At 71.8% G+C, this 19,435-nt stretch carries 21 protein-coding genes and 1 riboswitch; of the genes, 10 read left to right on the top strand and 11 right to left on the bottom strand.

The features are described 5' to 3' along the window. Window positions 1–13 precede the first annotated feature (13 nt). Window positions 14–1,807 (bottom strand): ABC transporter substrate-binding protein, encoded by a 1,794-nt coding sequence (locus tag F5972_RS09560; protein WP_150933052.1) that lies wholly within the window; start codon window positions 1,805–1,807, stop codon window positions 14–16. Between the two features lie 33 nt (window positions 1,808–1,840). Then, window positions 1,841–2,860 carry an ABC transporter permease gene (locus tag F5972_RS09565; protein WP_150933053.1) on the bottom strand — a complete coding sequence of 340 codons (1,020 nt, stop codon included), beginning with the start codon at window positions 2,858–2,860 and terminating at the stop codon, window positions 1,841–1,843. 350 nt (window positions 2,861–3,210) lie between these two features. Further along, window positions 3,211–3,361: riboswitch (FMN riboswitch) on the top strand. A 131-nt stretch (window positions 3,362–3,492) separates the two neighbouring features. Between F5972_RS09565 and ribD the strand changes: the two genes are divergently transcribed. From ribD to F5972_RS09605, 8 genes are all read left to right on the top strand, one after another. Then, the gene (gene ribD / locus F5972_RS09570; protein ID WP_225311306.1) at window positions 3,493–4,704 is read left to right on the top strand and encodes a bifunctional diaminohydroxyphosphoribosylaminopyrimidine deaminase/5-amino-6-(5-phosphoribosylamino)uracil reductase RibD; all 1,212 of its coding nucleotides are present in this window, start codon (window positions 3,493–3,495) and stop codon (window positions 4,702–4,704) included. A 1-nt stretch (window position 4,705) separates the two neighbouring features. Then, window positions 4,706–5,314, top strand: a complete 609-nt coding sequence (locus F5972_RS09575; protein ID WP_150933054.1) for a riboflavin synthase — start codon at window positions 4,706–4,708, stop codon at window positions 5,312–5,314. After that, on the top strand, window positions 5,311–5,943 hold the full coding sequence (locus F5972_RS09580) for a nicotinamide mononucleotide transporter family protein (protein WP_150933055.1): 633 nt from the start codon (window positions 5,311–5,313) through the stop codon (window positions 5,941–5,943). The genes F5972_RS09575 and F5972_RS09580 overlap by 4 nt, the downstream gene beginning before the upstream one ends. Next, window positions 5,940–7,199: a bifunctional 3,4-dihydroxy-2-butanone-4-phosphate synthase/GTP cyclohydrolase II gene (locus F5972_RS09585; RefSeq protein WP_150933056.1), complete on the top strand. Its 1,260-nt coding sequence runs from the start codon at window positions 5,940–5,942 to the stop codon at window positions 7,197–7,199. Before F5972_RS09580 ends, F5972_RS09585 begins: the two co-directional genes overlap by 4 nt. A gap of 76 nt (window positions 7,200–7,275) precedes the next feature. Further along, entirely contained in the window at window positions 7,276–7,746 is a 471-nt protein-coding gene (gene ribH, locus F5972_RS09590; RefSeq protein ID WP_150933057.1) for a 6,7-dimethyl-8-ribityllumazine synthase, read from the top strand. A 108-nt stretch (window positions 7,747–7,854) separates the two neighbouring features. Next, window positions 7,855–8,304 carry a PH domain-containing protein gene (locus tag F5972_RS09595; RefSeq protein ID WP_150933058.1) on the top strand — a complete coding sequence of 150 codons (450 nt, stop codon included), beginning with the start codon at window positions 7,855–7,857 and terminating at the stop codon, window positions 8,302–8,304. 90 nt (window positions 8,305–8,394) lie between these two features. Next, complete coding sequence (locus F5972_RS09600) at window positions 8,395–8,889, top strand: helix-turn-helix domain-containing protein (RefSeq protein ID WP_150933059.1); 495 nt, start codon at window positions 8,395–8,397, stop codon at window positions 8,887–8,889. After that, window positions 8,856–9,500, top strand: a complete 645-nt coding sequence (locus tag F5972_RS09605; protein WP_150933060.1) for a hypothetical protein — start codon at window positions 8,856–8,858, stop codon at window positions 9,498–9,500. Before F5972_RS09600 ends, F5972_RS09605 begins: the two co-directional genes overlap by 34 nt. A gap of 11 nt (window positions 9,501–9,511) precedes the next feature. Here F5972_RS09605 and F5972_RS09610 read toward each other — a convergent pair whose 3' ends face one another. The 5 genes from F5972_RS09610 to F5972_RS09630 all read right to left on the bottom strand — a co-directional run bounded on the left by F5972_RS09610 (window position 9,512) and on the right by F5972_RS09630 (window position 13,897). Beyond that, the gene (locus F5972_RS09610) at window positions 9,512–10,642 is read right to left on the bottom strand and encodes an LLM class flavin-dependent oxidoreductase (protein ID WP_150933061.1); all 1,131 of its coding nucleotides are present in this window, start codon (window positions 10,640–10,642) and stop codon (window positions 9,512–9,514) included. Continuing rightward, on the bottom strand, window positions 10,639–11,622 hold the full coding sequence (locus F5972_RS09615; RefSeq protein WP_150933062.1) for an ABC transporter substrate-binding protein: 984 nt from the start codon (window positions 11,620–11,622) through the stop codon (window positions 10,639–10,641). Before F5972_RS09615 ends, F5972_RS09610 begins: the two co-directional genes overlap by 4 nt. Further along, entirely contained in the window at window positions 11,619–12,374 is a 756-nt protein-coding gene (locus F5972_RS09620) for an ABC transporter ATP-binding protein (protein ID WP_150933063.1), read from the bottom strand. The genes F5972_RS09615 and F5972_RS09620 overlap by 4 nt, the downstream gene beginning before the upstream one ends. Beyond that, window positions 12,347–13,198 (bottom strand): ABC transporter permease, encoded by an 852-nt coding sequence (locus F5972_RS09625; protein ID WP_150933064.1) that lies wholly within the window; start codon window positions 13,196–13,198, stop codon window positions 12,347–12,349. The genes F5972_RS09620 and F5972_RS09625 overlap by 28 nt, the downstream gene beginning before the upstream one ends. Window positions 13,199–13,306: 108 nt before the next feature. Further along, entirely contained in the window at window positions 13,307–13,897 is a 591-nt protein-coding gene (locus F5972_RS09630) for a hypothetical protein (RefSeq protein WP_150933065.1), read from the bottom strand. A 382-nt stretch (window positions 13,898–14,279) separates the two neighbouring features. On the opposite strand from F5972_RS09630, the gene F5972_RS09635 reads away from it, so the two are divergent. After that, complete coding sequence (locus F5972_RS09635) at window positions 14,280–14,519, top strand: hypothetical protein (RefSeq protein ID WP_150933066.1); 240 nt, start codon at window positions 14,280–14,282, stop codon at window positions 14,517–14,519. 191 nt (window positions 14,520–14,710) lie between these two features. Here the strand turns inward: F5972_RS09635 and F5972_RS37940 are convergent, their stop codons facing one another. The 3 genes from F5972_RS37940 to F5972_RS09650 form a co-directional block, all read right to left on the bottom strand. Beyond that, window positions 14,711–17,068 carry a TSUP family transporter gene (locus F5972_RS37940; RefSeq protein ID WP_150933067.1) on the bottom strand — a complete coding sequence of 786 codons (2,358 nt, stop codon included), beginning with the start codon at window positions 17,066–17,068 and terminating at the stop codon, window positions 14,711–14,713. A 17-nt stretch (window positions 17,069–17,085) separates the two neighbouring features. Further along, on the bottom strand, window positions 17,086–17,625 hold the full coding sequence (locus tag F5972_RS09645; RefSeq protein WP_150933376.1) for a rhodanese-like domain-containing protein: 540 nt from the start codon (window positions 17,623–17,625) through the stop codon (window positions 17,086–17,088). A gap of 455 nt (window positions 17,626–18,080) precedes the next feature. Beyond that, entirely contained in the window at window positions 18,081–18,350 is a 270-nt protein-coding gene (locus tag F5972_RS09650) for a metal-sensitive transcriptional regulator (protein ID WP_076437939.1), read from the bottom strand. Between the two features lie 129 nt (window positions 18,351–18,479). On the opposite strand from F5972_RS09650, the gene F5972_RS09655 reads away from it, so the two are divergent. Continuing rightward, window positions 18,480–18,758 (top strand): DUF4031 domain-containing protein, encoded by a 279-nt coding sequence (locus F5972_RS09655; RefSeq protein WP_150933068.1) that lies wholly within the window; start codon window positions 18,480–18,482, stop codon window positions 18,756–18,758. A gap of 11 nt (window positions 18,759–18,769) precedes the next feature. On the opposite strand, the gene F5972_RS09660 is transcribed toward F5972_RS09655, so the two are convergent. Next, window positions 18,770–19,384 (bottom strand): HD domain-containing protein, encoded by a 615-nt coding sequence (locus F5972_RS09660; RefSeq protein WP_150933069.1) that lies wholly within the window; start codon window positions 19,382–19,384, stop codon window positions 18,770–18,772. Between the last annotated feature and the right edge of the window lie 51 nt (window positions 19,385–19,435).

A 19,435-nucleotide genomic window follows, 5' to 3' on the forward strand; every position in this document is an offset into this window, starting at 1 on the left:
GACCCGGGTGGTGCTACTTCACGTAGACGTTCAGCGCGGACTGCTCGCCCTGGATCGGGTCGAACCGCACCCCGCCGAGGCCCGAGCCGTACAGGCCGAAGTAGGTCTGGTAGAACTCGGGGATGATCGCGGCCTGGTCCATGATCTGCCGGTCGATCGCGGCCCACGCCTTGCCGGCCTCGGCCGGGTCGGTGGCCGCGTTGGCCTTGTCGATGGCCGAGTTGATCTCCGGCACGTTCAGGTGGCTGTAGTTCGGCGCGTTGTCGGAGATCTGACGGCCGTCGAACTGCGGCTGGATCGCGGTGGAGCCGGTCGGCCAGTCGGCCGCCCAGCCGCCCCAGTAGACGTCGTACTTGTTGTCCACCGGGCCGATGGCGTCGTAGTAGGTGCCCGCGTTCAGCGGCTTGGCCACGACCTTGATCCCGGCCTTGCCCAGCGCCTCCTTGATGGCGATGGTGACCTTCTCCTGCGTCGGCGTCTGGTTGTAGGCGTAGACGATGGTCGGGGTGGCGTTCCCGGCCTTCGCCAGCAGCGCCTTCGCGGCCTCGGGGTCGCCCTCGGGCTTGCTCGACTTCTCGTACAGGTCGAACGCCTCGTAGCCCAGCACGGTCGGGCTCATCACGGTGGTGGCGATCTTACCCGCCGAGATCTCGCCGCCCTGGAGCTGCTGGATCTGCTTGGACGGCCAGGCCAGCTGGATCGCCTTGCGGACGTTGACGTCCGTGATGCGCTTGGTGTTGATGTTGTAGAAGGTCGTGAACGGCGTCAGGCCCTGCAGCGACCGCTTCATCAGGTCGGCGTTGCCGAGCACCTCCTGGACCCGCTCCGGGGCGACCGGGTTGTGGAAGGTGAACGCCTGCTTGTCGTTGCCCGTGTCGGCCATGAAGCGCTCGGTGGTCTGCTGGCTCTGCAGGCCGAACTCCATGTGGAACTTGTCCGGGTACGCGTGCCGGATCGGGTCGGTGTTCTTGTCCCAGTTCTCGTTGCGCTCGAGGTCGAGCGACTTGTCCGTCACGTGGCTGACGATCTTGTACGGACCCGACGACCAGGGCTGCTTGTCGTACTTCTGCTTGGTGTCGTGCGCCTTCGGCACGGCGCCGTAGCCGGTCATGGCGACGGTGAAGTTGAAGTCGGGGTGCGCCGCGTTCAGGTGGAAGACCACCGTCTTGTCGTCCGGCGTCTCGATCGTGTCGAGTTCCTTGCCGTCGTACGGGCCCTTGTACTGGTCGCGGAACGGCTTGTTCGGGTCCGGGGCCAGCCACGACTCGGCGTAGTCGGGGCCCTCGGTGATGAAGTCGGCGAACAGGCGCTCGAAGCTGTACTTGATGTCACCGGAGGTGATCGGCGCGCCGTCCTGCCACTTCAGGCCGTCCTTGAGGGTGAACTTCCAGGTCTTGCCGCCGTCGGTGGTGGTGCCCGTGTCGGTCGCGAGGTCGCCGACGAGCTTGATGTTGCCCGCGTCGTCCTGCTTGTAGTTGGTCAGCGTCCGGGTGAACAGGGCCGAGACCGAGGCGTTGTAGTTGACGTAGACGCGGCCGGGGTCGAGGTGGCTGAAGTCGTCACGGTCGATCATGTAGACCGTGCCGCCCGGCTTCGCGCCCGGGACCTCGGGGGCGGGGCCCGTGGAGTCGCCGGCGGTGCCGACCGATATCGCGCTGACGGCCTTGTTCTCCAGCGGCTTCTGGGAGCTGCCCGCGGCGCCCTCGGGGGCCCCGCCGCCACCGCCCTTGGCGCAGCCGGCCAGCGCCAGCGCGCCCGCCGCGAGCACGGCCGTCATGGAGACGAATCGCCTGCTGTGCGATCTCATGTGGTCCTTCCTATGGAGGTGCGCGCTCATGGGTCAGCGCTTGGTGCGTGGGTCGAAGGCGTCGCGGATGGAGTCTCCGAGCAGGTTGAAGGCCACAACGAAGATCAGCATCGAGACGCCGGGGAACAGCAGGTAGGTGACGTCGGAGTGGTAGACGTTCACGCCCACCTGGAACATGCGGCCCCAGTCCGGGGTGGGCTCGGTCATGCCCACGCCGAGGAAGCCGAGTCCCGCCTCCGCGCCGACGTAGAGCGGGAGCGCGAGCGTGGCCTGGATGATGATCGGCGTCCAGAGGTTGGGCAGCAGTTCCTTGAAGATGACCCGGGCCGGCGACGCGCCGGTGACGCGGGCGGCCTCCACGAACTCGCGCGCCCGCAGCGACAGCACCTGGGCGCGCAGCAGGCGGGCGATCGTGGCCCAGCCGAGGACGGTGAGGACGACGCAGATCGACACGTACCGCAGCCAGACCGGCGTCTCCTCCTCGGGCAGCACGAGAGCCGCCTCGACGACCGGGAGGAAGACGATCAGGAAGAGCTGCGAGGGGAACGCGAGCAGGGTGTCGATGACCCGCCCGATCACGTAGTCGGTGCGGCCGCCGATGTAACCCGACGTGATGCCCATCACGACCCCGATGATCGTGGTGAGGACGGTCACGATGACGGCGATGCTCAGCGAGGTGCGGATGCCGTACACCAGTTGCGTGAAGACGTCGCGGCCCAGGCCGGGCTCCAGGCCGAACCAGAAGTCCCCGCTCATGCCGCCGTTCGGCGCGACGGGATAGCCGAACTGGTTGAGCAGGCCGGGCTGGTTCTGCCCGTACGTGGTGTACGGGTCCTTGCCGTACAACCCGGCGATCACGGGAGCCAGGAGCGCGATCAGGAAGAAGGCGAGCACGACGATCGCCGAGGCGACGCCTGTCCTGTCGCGCCGGAAGCGGCGCCACATGAGCCGTCCGGGCGAGCGGCCGACGACGGCGGAACCGGACGCGGCCGGGTCCGCGGTGTCCGCGGGCTCCGCGGCGGCGTCGGTCGCGGTCGAGGGGGGGAACGTCATGGTTCGGTGCTCCCGGGTGGACCATTAACGATCGGAAGAGATCCGACTATAGGGAACCCTGGCAACTGATTTGGCAGGGGTCAATCACTTCGCGCGGGCAGTTCGCCGCGTTCTTGCTTCGTTGTGCAATGTAAATCACCTTGTGTCCTGCTGCCGCGTTGACCTTGGTGGACGCACCGCGGGACACTGCATATTACATGAATGCACTTATGTCACAACTTTGTGACATAACCCACACATACCCGAGAAGAAGCGCACCGGTAAGAATCCTTGTTCGATCACCACTCCGATCACCGCAATCCCACGCTATGGCCGTCGAGCCGGGCATGGCTACACTGGTGGTAGCAGAGCAGCGTGCTCCGGGGTCGGTGTAATTCCGAACCGGCGGTGACATCCCTGCCCCCAGGGGTGAAGTCCGCGACCCGGCCGAAGCCATCGGCCGGTGGACCTGGTGAGACTCCAGGACCGACGGTGAAAGTCCGGATGGGAGGAAGCGCGCGAACGGGCGGCCGTGTGCCGCCGGGCGTCCCCACGGGCCGCCCGGCAGCGGGCTGCCCGAGCAGATGGTGCGAGGCCGCATCCCGATCGTTCCCCGGGGCCCGCCGTTACGGCAACGGCGAGAGGAAGACCGGGTGACCTCGCGGGACATCCTTCACATGCGGCGCGCGATCGCGCTCGCCGCCCGCGGACTGGGCGGCACCAGCCCCAACCCCGTCGTCGGCTGCGTCGTCCTCGACCCGTCGGGCGAGGTCGCCGGGGAGGGCTTCCACGCCTACGCCGGCGGCCCGCACGCCGAGGTCGCGGCGCTCCGCGAGGCGGGCGGACGGGCCCGGGGCGGCACGGCCTACGTGACGCTGGAGCCGTGCGCCCACACCGGCAGGACCGGGCCCTGCGCCACCGCCCTCCTGGAGGCCGGGGTGGCGCGGGTCGTCGTCGCCGTCCCCGACCCCAACCCCGTGGCCGCGGGCGGCGCGGAGGTCCTGCGGCGGCACGGCGTGCGGGTGGACGAGGGCGTGCTGACGGCGGAGGCCGAGGAGGGCAACGCCGCCTGGCTGACCTTCGTACGGGCCCGCAGGCCCTATGTGACCTGGAAGTTCGCCGCGACGATGGACGGCCGCTCGGCGGCCTCCGACGGCACCAGCCAGTGGATCACCTCGCCGGAGGCGCGCGCCGACGTGCACCGCCTGCGGGCCGAGAGCGACGCCGTCGTCGCCGGCATCGGCACCGTGCTCGCCGACGACCCCCGGCTGACCGTCCGCCCGCCCGTCCGACCCGCCGGCCCGGCTGCCGACCCCGGCGCGGCGGCCGACGGGCCGCCGCGCGCCGCGCCCGTGCTGCGCGTCGTCGCCGACCCCGGCGCCCGTACTCCCGCCGGCGCCCGCGTGCTGGACGGCGAGGCGCCGACGCTAATCGCGGTGGCCGAGGACGCCGCCGTCCCCGCCCACCTGTCCCAGGTCGTACGAATCCCCCGTGTCCAGGGGGGAATAGACCTCCACGCTCTCCTGGCTGAGCTGCACGGGAGGCAGATCGTGAGCGTGCTGGTCGAGGGAGGTCCCACGCTCGCGGGCGCGTTCCTGCGGGAGGGCCTGGTCGACCGGGTCGTCGGCTACCTCGCCCCGGCGCTGCTGGGCGCGGGCGCGGCGGCCCTCGGCCCGGCGGGCGTCTCGACGATCACCGAGATCCACCGGCTGGAGTTCGCCTCGGTGACCCCTGTCGGGCCGGACCTCAGGGTGGTCCTGCGGCCCAAGGCCCCCGCGCACCAGTCCTCCCTTCCCGCATCTTCCCTGGTCACCGATCCCCTGGTCACAGATCCCCAGGTCGTACAGTCCCCTAAGGAGAGCTGAGATGTTCACCGGAATCGTCGAGGAGCTCGGCGAGGTCGTGGCTCTGGAGTCCCTGGGCGACTCCGCGCGCCTCACGGTGCGCGGCCCGGTCGTCACCGGCGACGCCCGGCACGGCGACTCGATCGCCGTCAACGGCGTGTGCCTCACCGTGGCGGGCGCGGAGGGCGACTCCTTCACCGCCGACGTCATGAAGGAGACCCTCGTCAGGTCCGCGCTCGGCGCGCTGCGCCCCGGCTCGCGGGTCAACCTGGAGCGCGCCGTACGGGCCGACCAGCGGCTCGGCGGGCACATCGTGCAGGGCCACGTGGACGGGACCGGGGAGGTGCTGTCGCGCGAGCCCGGGGAGCACTGGGAGGTCGTGCGGATCTCGCTGCCCGCCGGTCTCGCCCGCTACGTCGTGGAGAAGGGCTCGATCGCCGTGGACGGGGTCAGCCTGACCGTGGCCGCGGTGACCGGCGACTCCTTCGCCGTCAGCCTGATCCCCACCACCCTGGAGCTCACCACGCTCGGCCGCAAGCAGCCGGGCGAGCCGGTCAACCTCGAGGTGGACGTCATCGCCAAGTACGTCGAGAAGCTGACCGCGGCGACCGCCAAGGAGGTCGTGGCGTGAGCTGGACCGAGGCGGGATTCGACGTGTACGGCCAGCACGTCCTGTGGACCGACCTGGTGGGCAACGTGTGCGCGCTGGGCACGGTCTGGCTCGCGATCAAGAAGACGATCTGGACCTGGCCGGTGCAGCTGCTCGGGTCGGTCCTGCTGTTCGTGGCGTCGGTCGGCGCGCACATCACGGGCAACGCGCTCAAGCAGGCGCTGTTCGGCGTCCTCGCGGTCTACGGCTGGGTGAAGTGGTCGCGCGGCACCCGCGGCGGCGCGCAGCTGCCGATCCGGTCGGCGCGGCCGGGGGAGCGGGCGGCGCTCGTCGGCCTGCTGGCCGCCGGGACGGTCGCGGTCGCGCTCACCTTCACCTTCCTCAACTCCCGGGGCTGGAACATCTCCTGGAACCCGTGGCCCGACGCGTACATCTTCGTGGGCAGCGCGGCGGCGACGTGGGCGCAGGGCAGGGCCCTGGTCGACTTCTGGATCATCTGGGTGGCCGTCGACCTCGTGGGCGTCCCGCTGGCGTTCGGCTCCGGGCTGGTCGTCTCCGGGGTGGTCTACGGGCTGTTCTTCCTGATGGTGATGATCGGCTTCCGTGACTGGCTGCGCCAGTCGCGCGCGCTGCGGGCGGTGATCGCGTGAGCGGGATCAGGCTGGACCCGATCGAGCGGGCCGTCGCCGACATCCGGGACGGCCGGCCCGTCGTCGTGGTCGACGACGAGAACCGCGAGAACGAGGGCGACCTCATCTTCGCCGCGTCCAAGGCGACGCCCGAGCTGGTCGCCTTCATGATCCGCCACACCAGCGGCGTGATCTGCGTGGGTATGGAGGGCGCCACGCTCGACCGGCTCGGCCTGCCGCTGATGGTGCAGGACAACCGCGAGCGGCTGCGCACGGCGTACACGATCAGCGTGGACGCCAGGGACGGCGTGACGACCGGCATCTCCGCCGCCGACCGGGCCAGGACCATCAGGACCCTGTGCGACTCGGCGACCGAGCCGTACGAGCTGGTGCGGCCGGGGCACATCTTCCCGCTGCGCTACCGCGAGGGCGGCGTGCTGGCACGACGCGGCCACACCGAGGCGTCGGTGGACCTCGCCCGGCTGGCCGGGCTGTCCCCGGCCGGCGCGCTCGCCGAGATCGTCAACGACGACGGCACGATGGCGCGCCTGCCGCGGCTGCGCGAGTTCGCCGACGAGCACGACCTCGCGCTCGTCTCGATCGAGCAGCTCGTCGAGCACCGCCGCCGGTCGGAGCGGATGGTCACCCGGGTCGCCGAGACCGGCATCCCGAACCGGTACGGCATGTGGCGCGCGTACGGCTACGCCAGCGCGCTCGACGGCGGCGAGCACCTCGCGCTGGTGTACGGCGACCTCGGCGACGGCGAGAACGTGCTCGTCCGGGCGCACTCCGAGTGCCTCACCGGCGACGTGCTCGGCTCCCTGCGCTGCGACTGCGGGGTGCAGCTCGACACCGCGATGCGGATGATCGCCGAGTGCGGCCGCGGCGTGATCGTCTATCTGCGCGGGCACGAGGGGCGGGGCATCGGCCTGCTGGCCAAGCTGCGGGCCTACGGCCTGCAGGACAACGGCAGCGACACCGTCGACGCCAACCTGGAGCTGGGGCTGCCGGTGGACGCGAGGGAGTTCTCCAACGCCGGGCAGATGCTCGCCGACCTCGGCGTGAGGTCGGTGCGGCTGCTGACCAACAACCCCGCCAAGACGCGGGGCATGGACGGGTACGGCGTCAAGGTCCTCGGCCGTGAACCCATGCCGGTGGCGATGAACCCCTACAACGAGCGGTATCTCACGGCCAAGCGCGACCGGCTCGGCCACGAGATCTCCGGCGGCGTACCCCGCGACATCCACGGTGAGCACTTCGGCAGGGAGGCGTCATGAGTGAGCGAAGCGAGCGAATAAGCGGGCACAGCGCGATCCGCGCGTGCGGCTCCGAGCCGTCAGGCGAGGAGGGCGCATGAGCGGTGCGGGACGGCCGGACGCGGCGGCGGTGGACGCGGGCGGGCTCACCGTCGGCATCGTCGCGGCCCGGTGGCACGAGAAGATCACCGACCAGCTCCTGGCCCGGGCCGTCCGGGCGGCCGAGGACAGCGGCGCGGCCGTGGTCACGGCCCGGGTGGCCGGGTCGCTGGAGATCCCGGTGGTCGCGCAGGCCCTGGCGCGGCGCTGTGACGCCGTCGTCGCGCTCGGCGCGGTGATCCGGGGCGACACGGCCCACTTCGACTACGTCTGCGATTCGGTGACCGCGGGGCTGACCAGGGTCAGCCTCGACGAGTCCACCCCCGTGGGCAACGGGGTGCTGACCTGTGACACCCTTGATCAAGCGGTCGAGCGGTCCGGCGTGCCGGGCAGCAAGGAGGACAAGGGGTACGAGGCGACGATCGCCGCCCTGGAGACCGCGGTCCTTCTGCGCGGCCTCGCCGGCTGACACCCGCGCGATCCTCGCATCCGCAGCGCCGAGCCGGGAAGATGTCACTGGTGATCACGTTCCGTCCGTCCGCCGGTCACGCCGTACGCAGCCTTGAGGGGGATCGTCATGCCTGAGGGCGTGCCGTCGTTGCCCGTCACCTGGCGGCCCCGGAGCACGACGATCATCGCGTACGGCCTGGCGGCGGTGATGGTGGTGGGCGCGATCGTGCTGGCGGTCGGCCTGCCGGAGCAGTTCAAGCTGGCCGACCGGCTGGGCATGGTCGGCTTCGGGCTGCTCGTGGCGTTCGTGCTGCACCTGCTCGGCCGCCTGCGGGTGCGGGCGGACGAGCAGGGGATCACGGTGGTGAACCCCCTGCGGGTCCACCACTTCGAGTGGGCCGAGGTGCTCGACGTCACGATGGTGGAGGGCGACCCCTGGCCCAAGCTCGACCTCGCGAACGGGCTCAGCCTGGGCGCGATGGGCATCCAGAGCACCGAGAGGGAGCGCTCGCGCCGGGCGGTGGCCCAGCTCACCGCCCTCATCCGGGAACGCGGCGAGGCCCCCGAACACCTCTAGTCCGGAAAGGCCGCCGGAATCAGCAAATATCGGCAGTCCTGAAATAATTGACATGGCCCGAATGGTGCTCGCCTCCCCTAGACTCTGGACGTGGTCTCCAGGCGGGAGTCGCAAATGGGCGATAATCCCGATTCGGGCGACATTGCGAGATCTGCCATTCCGTGGGGGAGAACACTGCAGGCGCGGCGGCTGGCCTGCGATCTCACCACCAAGGAGCTGGCCAGGCGGGCGGGTTGCGATCCGGCGTTCGTCGTCTGGCTGGAAATGCTCCCGGCCCGGCCCGCGGGCGGTCTCGCCGATCGGGTGGAAACGGTGCTGGATCTGCATCTCGATCCACCGTCGAGGACGCCGCCCGGACCCGGCCCCGAGGGGCGGATAAGCAGGAGGGCCTTCACCGGCTCGCTGAGCGCCATGGTCTACTACGCGGCGAGCCGCGGAGACTTCGCCGGCGCGGCCCTGCGGCCGAGGCTCGGCCGGGAGATGATCGACGATCTGGACGCGGCCCGGCTCGCTCTGGTGGCGCGCGCGAGCGTGCCTTCGGCCCGGCCGAGTTGCTCGCCTCGGCCGCCGGCTACCTGTCGCTGATCCGGCGCCTGCTGCGGGAGAGGGCCCACGGCGCTCTCGGCCGGGACCTGCTCATGACCGGCGCCCAGTGGGCCGACTTCGCCGGTTGGCTCCACCAGAGCGCCGGCGCCCCGGCCGCCGCCGCGCCCTACCAGGACCTGGCCGTCACCTGGGCGCGGGTCGGCGGCCAGGCTCGTGCCACCTACGGCGCGGTCATGCGGCAGGCCGTCGCCCAGCACGAGTTCGATCGCCGGCTCAGGAGAGAGGACGAGATCCGGAGCGCGGCGACCGCCATCCTGCACGCGTTGTCGAGCATGTTCGCGCGGGCCTTCTCGCTGGCCGAGCAGCGGGCGTCGGCGCACGAGGACACCGCCGGGACGGCGGGCGACCTCCTGCGCGACCTCACGACCGGTGCGAGGGAGACCCGATCGCTGGTGCTCGTGTACGAGGACCTGCTCGACGACGAAGCGGTCGATCGGGTGCTCGAAGCGTGCGCGCTCGCGTCCGGCCTGCCGTCCCGGCCCGAGTCGAACCTCGGCCCGGCGCTGGAGGGGATCGACCTCGCGATGCGCACGCTCAAGGCCGTGAAGCGCGGAGAGCCCATCCCACCGGTCCAGCCTCCCCGCACGTGAACGCGGAGCCGTCAGGCGGTCAGCCGTACGGGCGCGGCGCCGAGCAGGCCGCGGCGGCGCAGTTCGGGCAGCACGCCCTCCCCGAACCAGTAGGCCTCCTCCAGGTGGGGGTAGCCGGACAGGACGAACTCCTCCACCCCGAGTGCGGAGTACTCCTCGACGAGGTCGGCGACCTCCGCGTGGCTGCCGACGAGCGCCGTGCCGGCGCCGCCGCGCACCAGGCCGACCCCCGCCCACAGACCGGGGTGGATCTCCAGGTCTCTGACCCTGCCGCCGCGGAAGCCCTCGTGGAGCGCGAGCATCCGCTGCTGCCCGACCGACTCGCTGCGGCGGAGGACCGCCCGCGCCGCGTCGATGTCCTCGGGGGAGATCTGGTCGAGCAGCCGCTTCGCCTCCGCCCACGCCTCCTTGGACGTGTCCCTCGTGATCACGTGCAGCCGGATGCCGAAGCGCAGCGTACGGCCCTCGGCGGCGGCCAGTTCGCGCATCCGGTCGAGCTTGGCCGCGACCTGCGACGGCGGCTCGCCCCAGGTGAGGTAGACGTCGACGTGCCGGGCCGCGACCGGGCCGGCGGCGGCCGACGAGCCGCCGAAGTAGAGCTCGGGCACGGGGTCGGGCCGCTCGGCGACCGTCGCGCCCTCGACGTCGTAGTAGTGGCCGGTGAAGTCGAACGGCCCGTCCCAGGCGCCGCGGACGATCGTCAGGAACTCCGCGGTCCGGGCGTACCGCTCGTCCTTGGCCAGGTGATCGCCGAAGCGCCGCTGCTCGGCCGTCTCACCCCCGGTGACCACGTTGAGCAGCAGCCGCCCGCCGGAGATCCGCTGGTAGGTGGCGGCCATCTGGGCCGCCAGCGTGGGCGACAGCGCGCCGGGCCGGAACGCGACCAGGAACTTCAGCCGCGTCGTGACCTGGGTCAGCGCGGCGGTGACCAGCCACGCGTCCTCGCAGTAGGTCCCCGTCGGGGTGAGCACGGCCTCGAACCCCGCCTGCTCGGCCGCGCGGGCCACCTGGGCGAGATAGTCGATCGTGGGCGGGCGGCGCGTGGCCGCCGCGGACAGGCCGTGGCTCCGCGTCAGGCCGTGCCCGCCGCCGACGATCGCCCGGCCGTCGCCGGACGTGGGCAGGAACCAGTGGAATCTCATCGCGCGGCCTTTCCGACGACCTCGTTGAACCGGTCGTCAACGAACTGGGAGAAGGTGACCGTGCCGGGGATCAGGCCCTCGGCGCCGAACGCGTCGGCGATCTCCTGTTCCGAGGAGACGACCGAGTCGTCGATCTCGACCGGGGTGGCCACGGCATTGGCGACGGCGGCGTTCGCCACCTCGGCGGGCAGGCCGGTCTCCTGCGCCCAGACCTTCGCCCACTCGTCCAGGTGGGCGGCGGCCCAGACCCGGGCCCTGGCCAGGCGGGTGAGGAAGTCGGCGATCGCGGCCCGCTTGCCGGTGTCCTCGATCGCGGCCGGGGCGGCGACCTGGAAACCCAGGCCGTTCACGACGCCCGTGCCGTCGACCAGCAGCCGCGCCCCGTGCTGGATCTTCGCCTGGGAGGTGAAGGGGTCCCAGATGGCCCAGGCGTCGACCGTGCCGGAGGAGAACGCCGCCAGGGCGTCGGCCGGCTGGAGATACTGCGGCTGGATGTCCGCGAAGGACAGCCCGGCCTTCTTCAGCACGGCGAGCAGGTGGTAGTGGGCCGAGCTGCCCTTGGCCACCGCGACCTTCCTGCCCTTGAGCTGCTCCGGAGAGGTGATCGAGGACCCGCCGGGCACGAGGATCGCCGACCCCTTGGCGCTCTGCCGGTAGGCCGAGACCACCTTGATCTTCGATCCGGAGGCGGCGGCGAAGACGGGCGGGGTGTTGCCCACGCCGCCGATGTCGACCGCGCCGGCGTTCACGGCCTCCAGCAGCGGCGGGCCGGAGGTGAACTGCGACCACGTGATCGTGTAGGAGGTGCCGCCGAGCAGCCCGGCGGCCTTGAGGATGGCCTGCGAACCGGCTTTCTGGTCGCCGACCCGCAGCGTGACGCGGCCCTGGGCCTCGCCCGGCTTCCCGGCGGCGTCCTGCCCGGCGCAGGCCGTGCCGGCCGTCAGGGCGAGCAGCAGCGCGGCGAGAAGTCTCCTGGTCATCGCGTTCCTTCCGGGGGCACGCCCAGGGCGGCCAGCAGGGCCGCGCGCAGGGCGAGGAGGTCGTGGTGGTCGCGGTGCCTGGGGCGCGGCGCGGTGACGGTCCAGGAGTGGGCGACCCGCCCGCCGTCGAGCACCAGGATCCGGTCGGCGAGGGTCAGGGCCTCGTCCACGTCGTGGGTCACCAGCAGCACGGCCGGGCCGTGCGCCGCCCACAGGTCGAGCACGAGGCGGTGCACGGTGATCCGGGTGAGCGCGTCGAGCGCGCTGAACGGCTCGTCGAGCAGCAGCAGGCGGGGCTCGCGGACGAGGGCCCGGGCGAGGCTCGCCCGCTGCGCCTCGCCGCCGGAGAGTGTGAGCGGCCAGGCCCCGGCGCGTTCGGTCAGGCCGACCTCGGCCAGCGCGGCGTCCGCCCTCGCGGCGGGACCGGGCACGTCCAGGCCGAGCGTGAGGTTGTCGCGCACCCGCTTCCACGGCACGAGCCGGGGCTCCTGGAAGGCCACGGCCACCGAGCCGTCGACCTCGATGTCCCCCTCGACCTCCTCGTCGAGCCCGGCGAGCGCGCGTAGCAGGGTGGACTTGCCCGAGCCGCTGCGGCCGAGCAGCGCGACGAACTCGCCGGGCGCGATCGTCAGGTCGAGGCCGTCCAGCACGGCGCGGTCGCCGAAGCGCCGGGTGAGCCCGCGTACGGAGGCCGCCGACGGCCCGCCGGCGGGGGCCACGTCGCTCAGCGGGACAGGAACTCGCGCCGCCATCCGAGCGCCCTCCTTTCGAGCAGCCGGACCAGGGCGTCGGTGAGCAGGCCGAGCGCGCTGTAGACCAGCAGGCCGACCACGATCACGTCGGTACGGAGGAACTCCCGCGCGTCGTTGATCATGTAGCCGAGCCCGGCGTCGGCGTTGACCTGCTCGGCGACGATCAGCGCCAGCCAGGCCACGCCGAGACTCTGGCGCAGCCCGACGAGGGTCTGGGGGAGCGCGCCGGGCAGCACGATGTGCCGCACCAGCGCGGCCCGGCCGAGCCGGAGCGTGCGGGCGAGCTCGGCGAGCTTGCCGTCCACGCCCCGGATGCCGGAGAACGTGTTGAGGTAGAGGGGGAAGGACACGGCGAGCGCGACCAGCAGCACCTTGGGCGCCTCACCGATCCCGAACCAGAGGATGAACAGCGGGATCAGCCCGAAGAACGGCAGTGCCCGGAGCATCTGCATGATCGGGTCGACCGCGTTCTCACCGGCCCGGCTCAGCCCGGCCACCAGCGCCAGGACGACGCCGGCCGCCGCTCCCGCCGCGAAGCCCAGCAGGACCCGTTCGAGGGACACGGCGATCGCCGTCGGCAGCGTCCCGGACCGCACCAGGTCGAGCGCGGTCGCCGCGATCTCCGACGGCGCGGCGAGCAGCCGGGCGGGCAGCAGCCCGCTGCCGCTCGCGGCCTGCCACACCAGCACGACGGCCACGGGGCTCACCCACCGGTACGACCGCCTCCCGGCGGCCCGGAGCGCGGCGCCCGCGGCGGTGACGCGGACGGCAGGGGCGCCGCCGGCGCGTGGGGCGGTGCCGGTTTCGATTCCGGCGACGGACATGGACACACCTCGCAGGGACGACGGAAGATTCCCCTCAAGGGTTGTCCATATTTCCTACCAAGTCAATAGGTTTATCTCTGACCCCCGATGGATGCCGGGCAGCCCGGGTCACGAGGCCCCGGGGACGGTGACGTTCCGCTCCTTGAACCGGTAACCGGTCTTCGCGGCGTCGCTCTGCAGCCCGTTCATCGAGTACTCCCCGGCGTCGAGGTCGGCCTCCGAGGCGGTGCCGCTCCTGAGTTTGCCGGTGAGGGCCCTGACCTTGCCGTCGACGCCCTCGACGGCCTTGCAGAGAGTCGGGTTGGCCACCGCGAACCCCTTGGCGACCTTCAGTTCGTGCAGGGCGAAGACTCCCGCCACCGCCGCCTTCGCGAACGTCCGCTTGCGCTTCTCCGCTCCCTGCTTGAAGCCGCCGCTGCGCAGCGGTTTGTAGATGTAGCGGTGGAAGGCCCCGAGGGCGAGGCCCGCGTGCAGCGCGAAGCGCGTCTTGGCGAACCGCCTGGCGTTGCCGCCCTGCGGGCACGGCGAGTTGTACTCGCTCTCCGTCGCGGACGGCGTGGCGACCACGGCCGGGCCGGCGGCGGCCGCGTCTCCGGACGCCACGTGGGTGGTCGTGCCTGCGCAGCCGGTGAGCAGCGCCAGCGTCAGTGTGACCGCGGCCGTGAGCGCGGTAAGGGATCGGGCATGTCGTGCGGCCATCGTTTCCCCCTGAGACCCTGTGGTTCCGCGGCTGTGGTTCCGCGGGCACGTTCTGGACGAGGTTGCCGTACGGATGCCAAATATTCGGGCTTTTGCCGTATGCGGGGGAGTCCATCGCAATGGTCGGCCGGGCGCTTGACAGAGGCGGTTCCGGGAGAGCGTAGATATCGGGCCAGGAGAATGCAGGAACCGGGTCATCACCGATCGATTCACCAGGGCCCTCGGCCGATCCACGTCGATGGGGATATAGAGACTCATGATGAATTCGCCCCGGATTATTGCGGGTGTCGGCCGTCGGTCTGGACGCGTTCCGGAGCCGATCCGGACTATGGGAGAGGAACACCCGAATCCACGTGTGACGTGATCGGAGAGGAGAACGGCCATGCGAGGTAGGCGACTCGGCATGACCATCGGCTCGGCGCTGCTCACCACGGTCGCGCTCTGGCCGGTGGCGGGATCCCCGGCGCAGGTGTCCGCGATCTCCGGTGGCGCGGTCGTCGCGCAGACGGCTCCCGGCGCGTCCGTCGCGAAACCGAAGCCGCCCAAGTGCACCAACCGCTGCACGAACCACCGCAAGTTCAAGTGCTGTCCGAAGTGCAAACGCGTGCCGGGCAAATGTTAGCCGCCGATCGAAACGGAACGCGGAGGCGGCCGACGGCGTAGCGGGCGGCCTTTCCACAGAGCCGTTCCGAATTTGCTCGCGGTCGCCCCTCGCGGATGTGACCGGCACGACGTCCGCCGGTCACATCCGCCCGCCCGCGACTCCGGAAGCGGGACGCGCGGAATCCCGCCGGCTCCCGCACCGGCGCGGGATCAGCGGAGGTCGCCTGAGGATCGGGAACCGGCGGACGAGGGGGTGAAGGCGCTCAGCCAGGCGCCGTATCCGCCGATGAGGTCGCTCACCTGGGCGCGTCCGCTGTGCTCCAGCAGGCTGACCGCGATGGCGGAACGGGCGCCGCCGGCGCAGTAGACGACGACGGGACGGTCGTCCGGAACCTCGGCCAGCCGCCCCGGGAGCTGGGCGAGCGGGATGTTGACCGCTCCCTCGACACCGCCGTCCGCGACCTCGCTCGCGTTGCGGACGTCGAGCAGGAACGGAGGCCGCTCGGCTCGGAGCGCCTCGCGCAGCTCGGCGGCGGTCAGGCGGGTGGAGTGGGCGATCTCGCCGGACCCGGCGAGGAAGGCGGCCTCCGGTTCGCGCAGGTAGCCGGTCACCGTGTCGAAGCCGATGCGGGCCAGCCGGGTGACGACCTCCACCTCGCGGTCCTGCGGGGCGACGACGACGATCTCGCTGCCCGGTTCGATGACCGTGCCGGCCCGTTCGGCGAACCGGCCGTCCGCCGGGACGCTGAGCGAGCCGCGCAGGTGGGCCAGGGCGAACTCCTGCGCGTCGCGGGCGTCGAGCACCACCGCGCCGGCGGCCCGCCGGGCGAGGAACTCCTCGGCCGTCAGCGGCCGGGCGTGCGCGGCGACGTCCAGCAGGTCGTGATTCTTGCGGTTGAGCACGGCGTCGAAGACGAAGTAGCCGGGCGCGGGCGGCTGTCCCTCGGTGACGATGGACAGGAACTCCTGCTCGCTCATCGGCCGGCAGGCGTAGTTGGTCAGCCGCTGCGTGCCGATCGTCGAGGTCCGCTCGGTGGACAGGTTCTTGCCGCAGGCCGAGCCGGCGCCGTGGGCGGGGAAGATCCGCACCTCGTCGGGCAGGCCCATCAGCTTGTGCTGGACGCTGTCGTAGAGCATGCGCCCGAGCTGGTCGGAGGTCATGCCGAGCGAGGCGAGCAGGTCGGGCCGCCCCACGTCGCCGATGAACAGCGCGTCTCCGGTCAGCACGCCGTACGGGACCGGGTCGGCGGCGTGCTCGCGGACCAGGACGCTGATCGACTCCGGCGTGTGCCCGGGCGTCTCCAGGATCTCCAGCACGACGTCGCCGAGTTCGATCCGTTCGCCGTCGGACAGCGTGCGGATCGCGTACTCGGTCTCGGCGGCGCGACCGTAGCCGATCCAGGCGCCGGTGCGCGCGGCCAGCTCCAGGTGGCCGGCGAGGAAGTCGGCGTGGAAGTGAGTGTTGATCACTCCTTCGATCCGCAGCCCGTGCGCCTCGGCGTCGGCGAGGTATTCGGACACGTCGCGCCGTGGGTCCACCACCACCGCCCGGCCCGTCGACGTGTCTCCGATCATGTACGAGGCCTGCGACAGGCAGTCCAGGTAGTACTGCGTGAAGAACATCGTTTTCCTCCTGTTCGCTTGATACCCCAGGGGTACCGATCGGTAATGTTCGGTGAGGTGCGGCTGCGTTCCCCTGTGCGCGGGGCCCAGGTGGTCACGGTGGCGTCCCTTGCGCAGGAGTGAATAGACGATCCCTGCTGCCGCGGCGGAGGCGCCGGTCAGCAGCGCGGCGACGCCCCACGCGGTGGGGAACAGCGCGGGCGGGGCCTGCTGGATGAGCACGAAGCCGCCCATCACGAGCACGAACCAGCCGAACCCCTTGCGCAGGCGATCGGCCTGGATGCGCCCGGCGAGCCACCCCCCGGCCAGACCGCCGGCGACCGCCGCCGCGGTGACGGGCAGGGCGATCGACCAGTCGACCGGGACGGCCCGCAGGTAGCCGGCCAGTCCGGCGAAGGACTTCATCGCGATCACCACCAGGGAGGTGGCGACGGCCGGGCCCATCGGCATGCCGCCGAGCAGCACCAGCGCGGGGACGACGAGGAACCCGCCGCCGGCCCCGACCACTCCGGTGACCAGGCCGACGACGACGCCTTCGGCGACGACGTGAAGGATCGGCAGGTCCTTGCGGGCCGTCGCGGGCCCGGCCGGCCCGCGTCCCCGGATCATGGCGGCGGCGGTGGCCGTCATCATCAGCGCGAACCCCGCCAGCAGCGCCGTCGCGGGCAGGTGCGGCCCGAGCAGGCCGCCGCCGTACGCACCGGCCATTCCGGCGAGGCCGAAAAGCAGCCCGGTCCTCCACCGGATGCGGCCGGCGCGGGCGTGACCGACGGCGCCGACCACGCTGGTCGCTCCGACGACGAACAGGGACATGGCGATCGCCGCCTTGGCCGGGACGCCGGCGACGTAGACGAGCAGGGGGACGGTCAGGATCGAGCCTCCGCCGCCGAACAGGCCCAGGGCCAGACCGACGACGACGGCGCCGGCGAGGGTGAGAGCGGTCATGGTGTTTCCCTGATCCGTCAGGCCGCGCCGCGGCCGGGGCGGCGGATACAGGCGAGGGCGGCGTCCACGTCGGTGCCCGCGCCCCGGTTGCGGGGCAGGCGGGCGAGCAGCATGCCCATCGCGCAGGTGTCGGTAAGACCGGCGAACATCAGGCCCGCGCCGACGAGGGCGCCTGCGAAGCGCGCCCCCGGCAGCCACAGGTCGGCCACGATCGAGGCGAGCACGAGGCCGCCCGCGACCAGGCGAACCTGGCGCTCCAGGCTCCACCGTTGCCTTCCGCGCACCACCGGAGCGCCGGAGGCGATCCAGGCGTTCATCCCTCCGGCGAGCACGACCGTGTCGGGCAGTCCCGCCTCGCAGAGCCTCTTGTGCGCCTGGGTGGCGCGGCCGCCGGACTGGCAGACGAGCAGCATCCGCCCCCCGGCGTCGGCGACGATCCGCCGCAGGTGGGCGTCGACCTGGTCGAGCGGCAGGTTGATCGCGCCGCCGATGTGCGCGGTCTCGAACTCGGCGGGGGTCCGCACGTCCACGACGAGCACGTCGGGGTTGGCGGCCATCAGCGCACGGGCGGCGGCGGTGTCGATGTCAGGGGATCCGGTGTTCGGGAATTCGGTGTTCACGGTTTCCTTCTCGGTTTCTCAGGTGGGGTGGCCAGGCCGCGTGGCCGGGCCGGGGTCGCGTGCGAGGAGGCGACCAGGAGGCTGCCGCGGGAGAACACCGCGACCGGCTCGCCCTCGATCGGCACCGAGGGGAAAACTTCTCTCCTGGTACCCCCGGGGGTATGTGACGAGCAAAAAAAGGGACTGCCGGTGAGCCGCCCGCGTCGCGCGTCGCCCGGCCGCCCGAGCACCTCCAGCCCGGCTTCCCGGACTTCGGCCACCGGGACACCCTCGCCGTACACCTGCCCGAAGCGGGTCGGATCGACGTCCAAAGTCACTGCGACCTCCAGATCGCATATACCCCGGGGGGTATCGTCGGGATATGGAAAAGCGAACCTTTCCGGCAGGGCCGCCTAAGCGAGGGCCAGGAACAGCTTCTCCAGCTCGGCCACACTCATCGGAGCCTCCTCGCCCCGCTCCTGCGCCGCCTGGCAGTGCCGCAGGCCGCTGGCCACCAGCTTGAACCCGGCCCGGTCGATCGCCTTGGAAGCCGCCGCCAGCTGGGTCAGCACCTTGGTGCAGTCCTCGCCGGCCTCGATCATCGCGATCACCCCGGCGAGCTGGCCATGTGCCCTCCGCAGTCGCGTCACCGCGTCGCCGACCATCGCCTCGTTCATCTGCATGCCTCCCTTATACCCCCAGGGGTACCTACCGGGCAAATCTGGGGAGCGCCGGCGAAACCGGCCTCGGCTTGGGCCGCGATCCATGCCCGTGCCATCGGCCTATGCTGATCGGCGACGACGGGAGGGCGCATGGCGGTGCTGATCGACCGGCCGAACTGGCCGGGTCCCCGGGGGCTGCTCTGGTCCCACCTGGTCAGCGACTCGTCACTGCGGGAACTGCACGAGTTCGCCCGCCTGCTCGGCGTGCCGGAACGCGCCTTCGACCGGGACCACTACGACGTGCCGGAGACGGTCTACGACCGGGCCGTCCTGCTCGGCGCCGAGCCGGTCGGCAGCCAGGAGCTGGTGCGGCGGCTGCGCGCGTCCGGCCTGCGTCTCCCGAAGACCCGCAATAGATCTACATTGTAAAGGCGCACGCTTCAGAGAGCGGTCAGCTCCCGGGTCATGTTCTCGCGCGCCCGGTCCTCCCACAGGTCCCGGCCAACGGGAGTGCCGTACAGGCGGGGTTTGCCGAGCAGGGCACGCAGCACGGCGGCGCGGCCGGCCCGGAAGGCGTCGCCGGGCACGTGCCGATACTCCTCCCGTACGGCCCGCGTGTACGCGTCGTACGTCTCGGGCGGCGCCCCGAGGATCGCGAGGTCGGCGTCGCACAGGACGGCCGCGTTCGCGTCGCCGGGCTCGTACGTGTGCCCGGCCGTGAGCCGCACCAGCCGGGCGACCTCGGCGACCCGTTCCGGGGACAGACCGCAGGCGGGCAGCCGTGCCTGGGCGAGCTGGGCGCTGCGTTCCTCGTCCCGCCCGGGCCGCCCGTCGTAGACGGCGTCGTGGAACCACGCGGCCAGCCGTACGGCGCCGGCGTCCGCGGCCTGGGCGGCCAGCGGCTCGATCGCGGCCAGGACCGCCCGCAGGTGGGCCGTCGTGTGGTAGCGGCGGTGCGGCTCCGCCCATCGGGCGGTGAGTTCGGCGGCGAGCGCCCGACCGGCGGGGGAGCCGGTGAGGCAGGCGGGCCGGGGCAGGCTCCGGTCGTCGGACATGCTCCGACCCTAAGCAGTGACCGCCCGCTGTGGGATCGTGCCAAGGCGGTG

It is taken from the genome of Microbispora cellulosiformans (genome assembly GCF_008728085.1).
Taxonomy (GTDB): domain Bacteria; phylum Actinomycetota; class Actinomycetes; order Streptosporangiales; family Streptosporangiaceae; genus Microbispora; species Microbispora amethystogenes.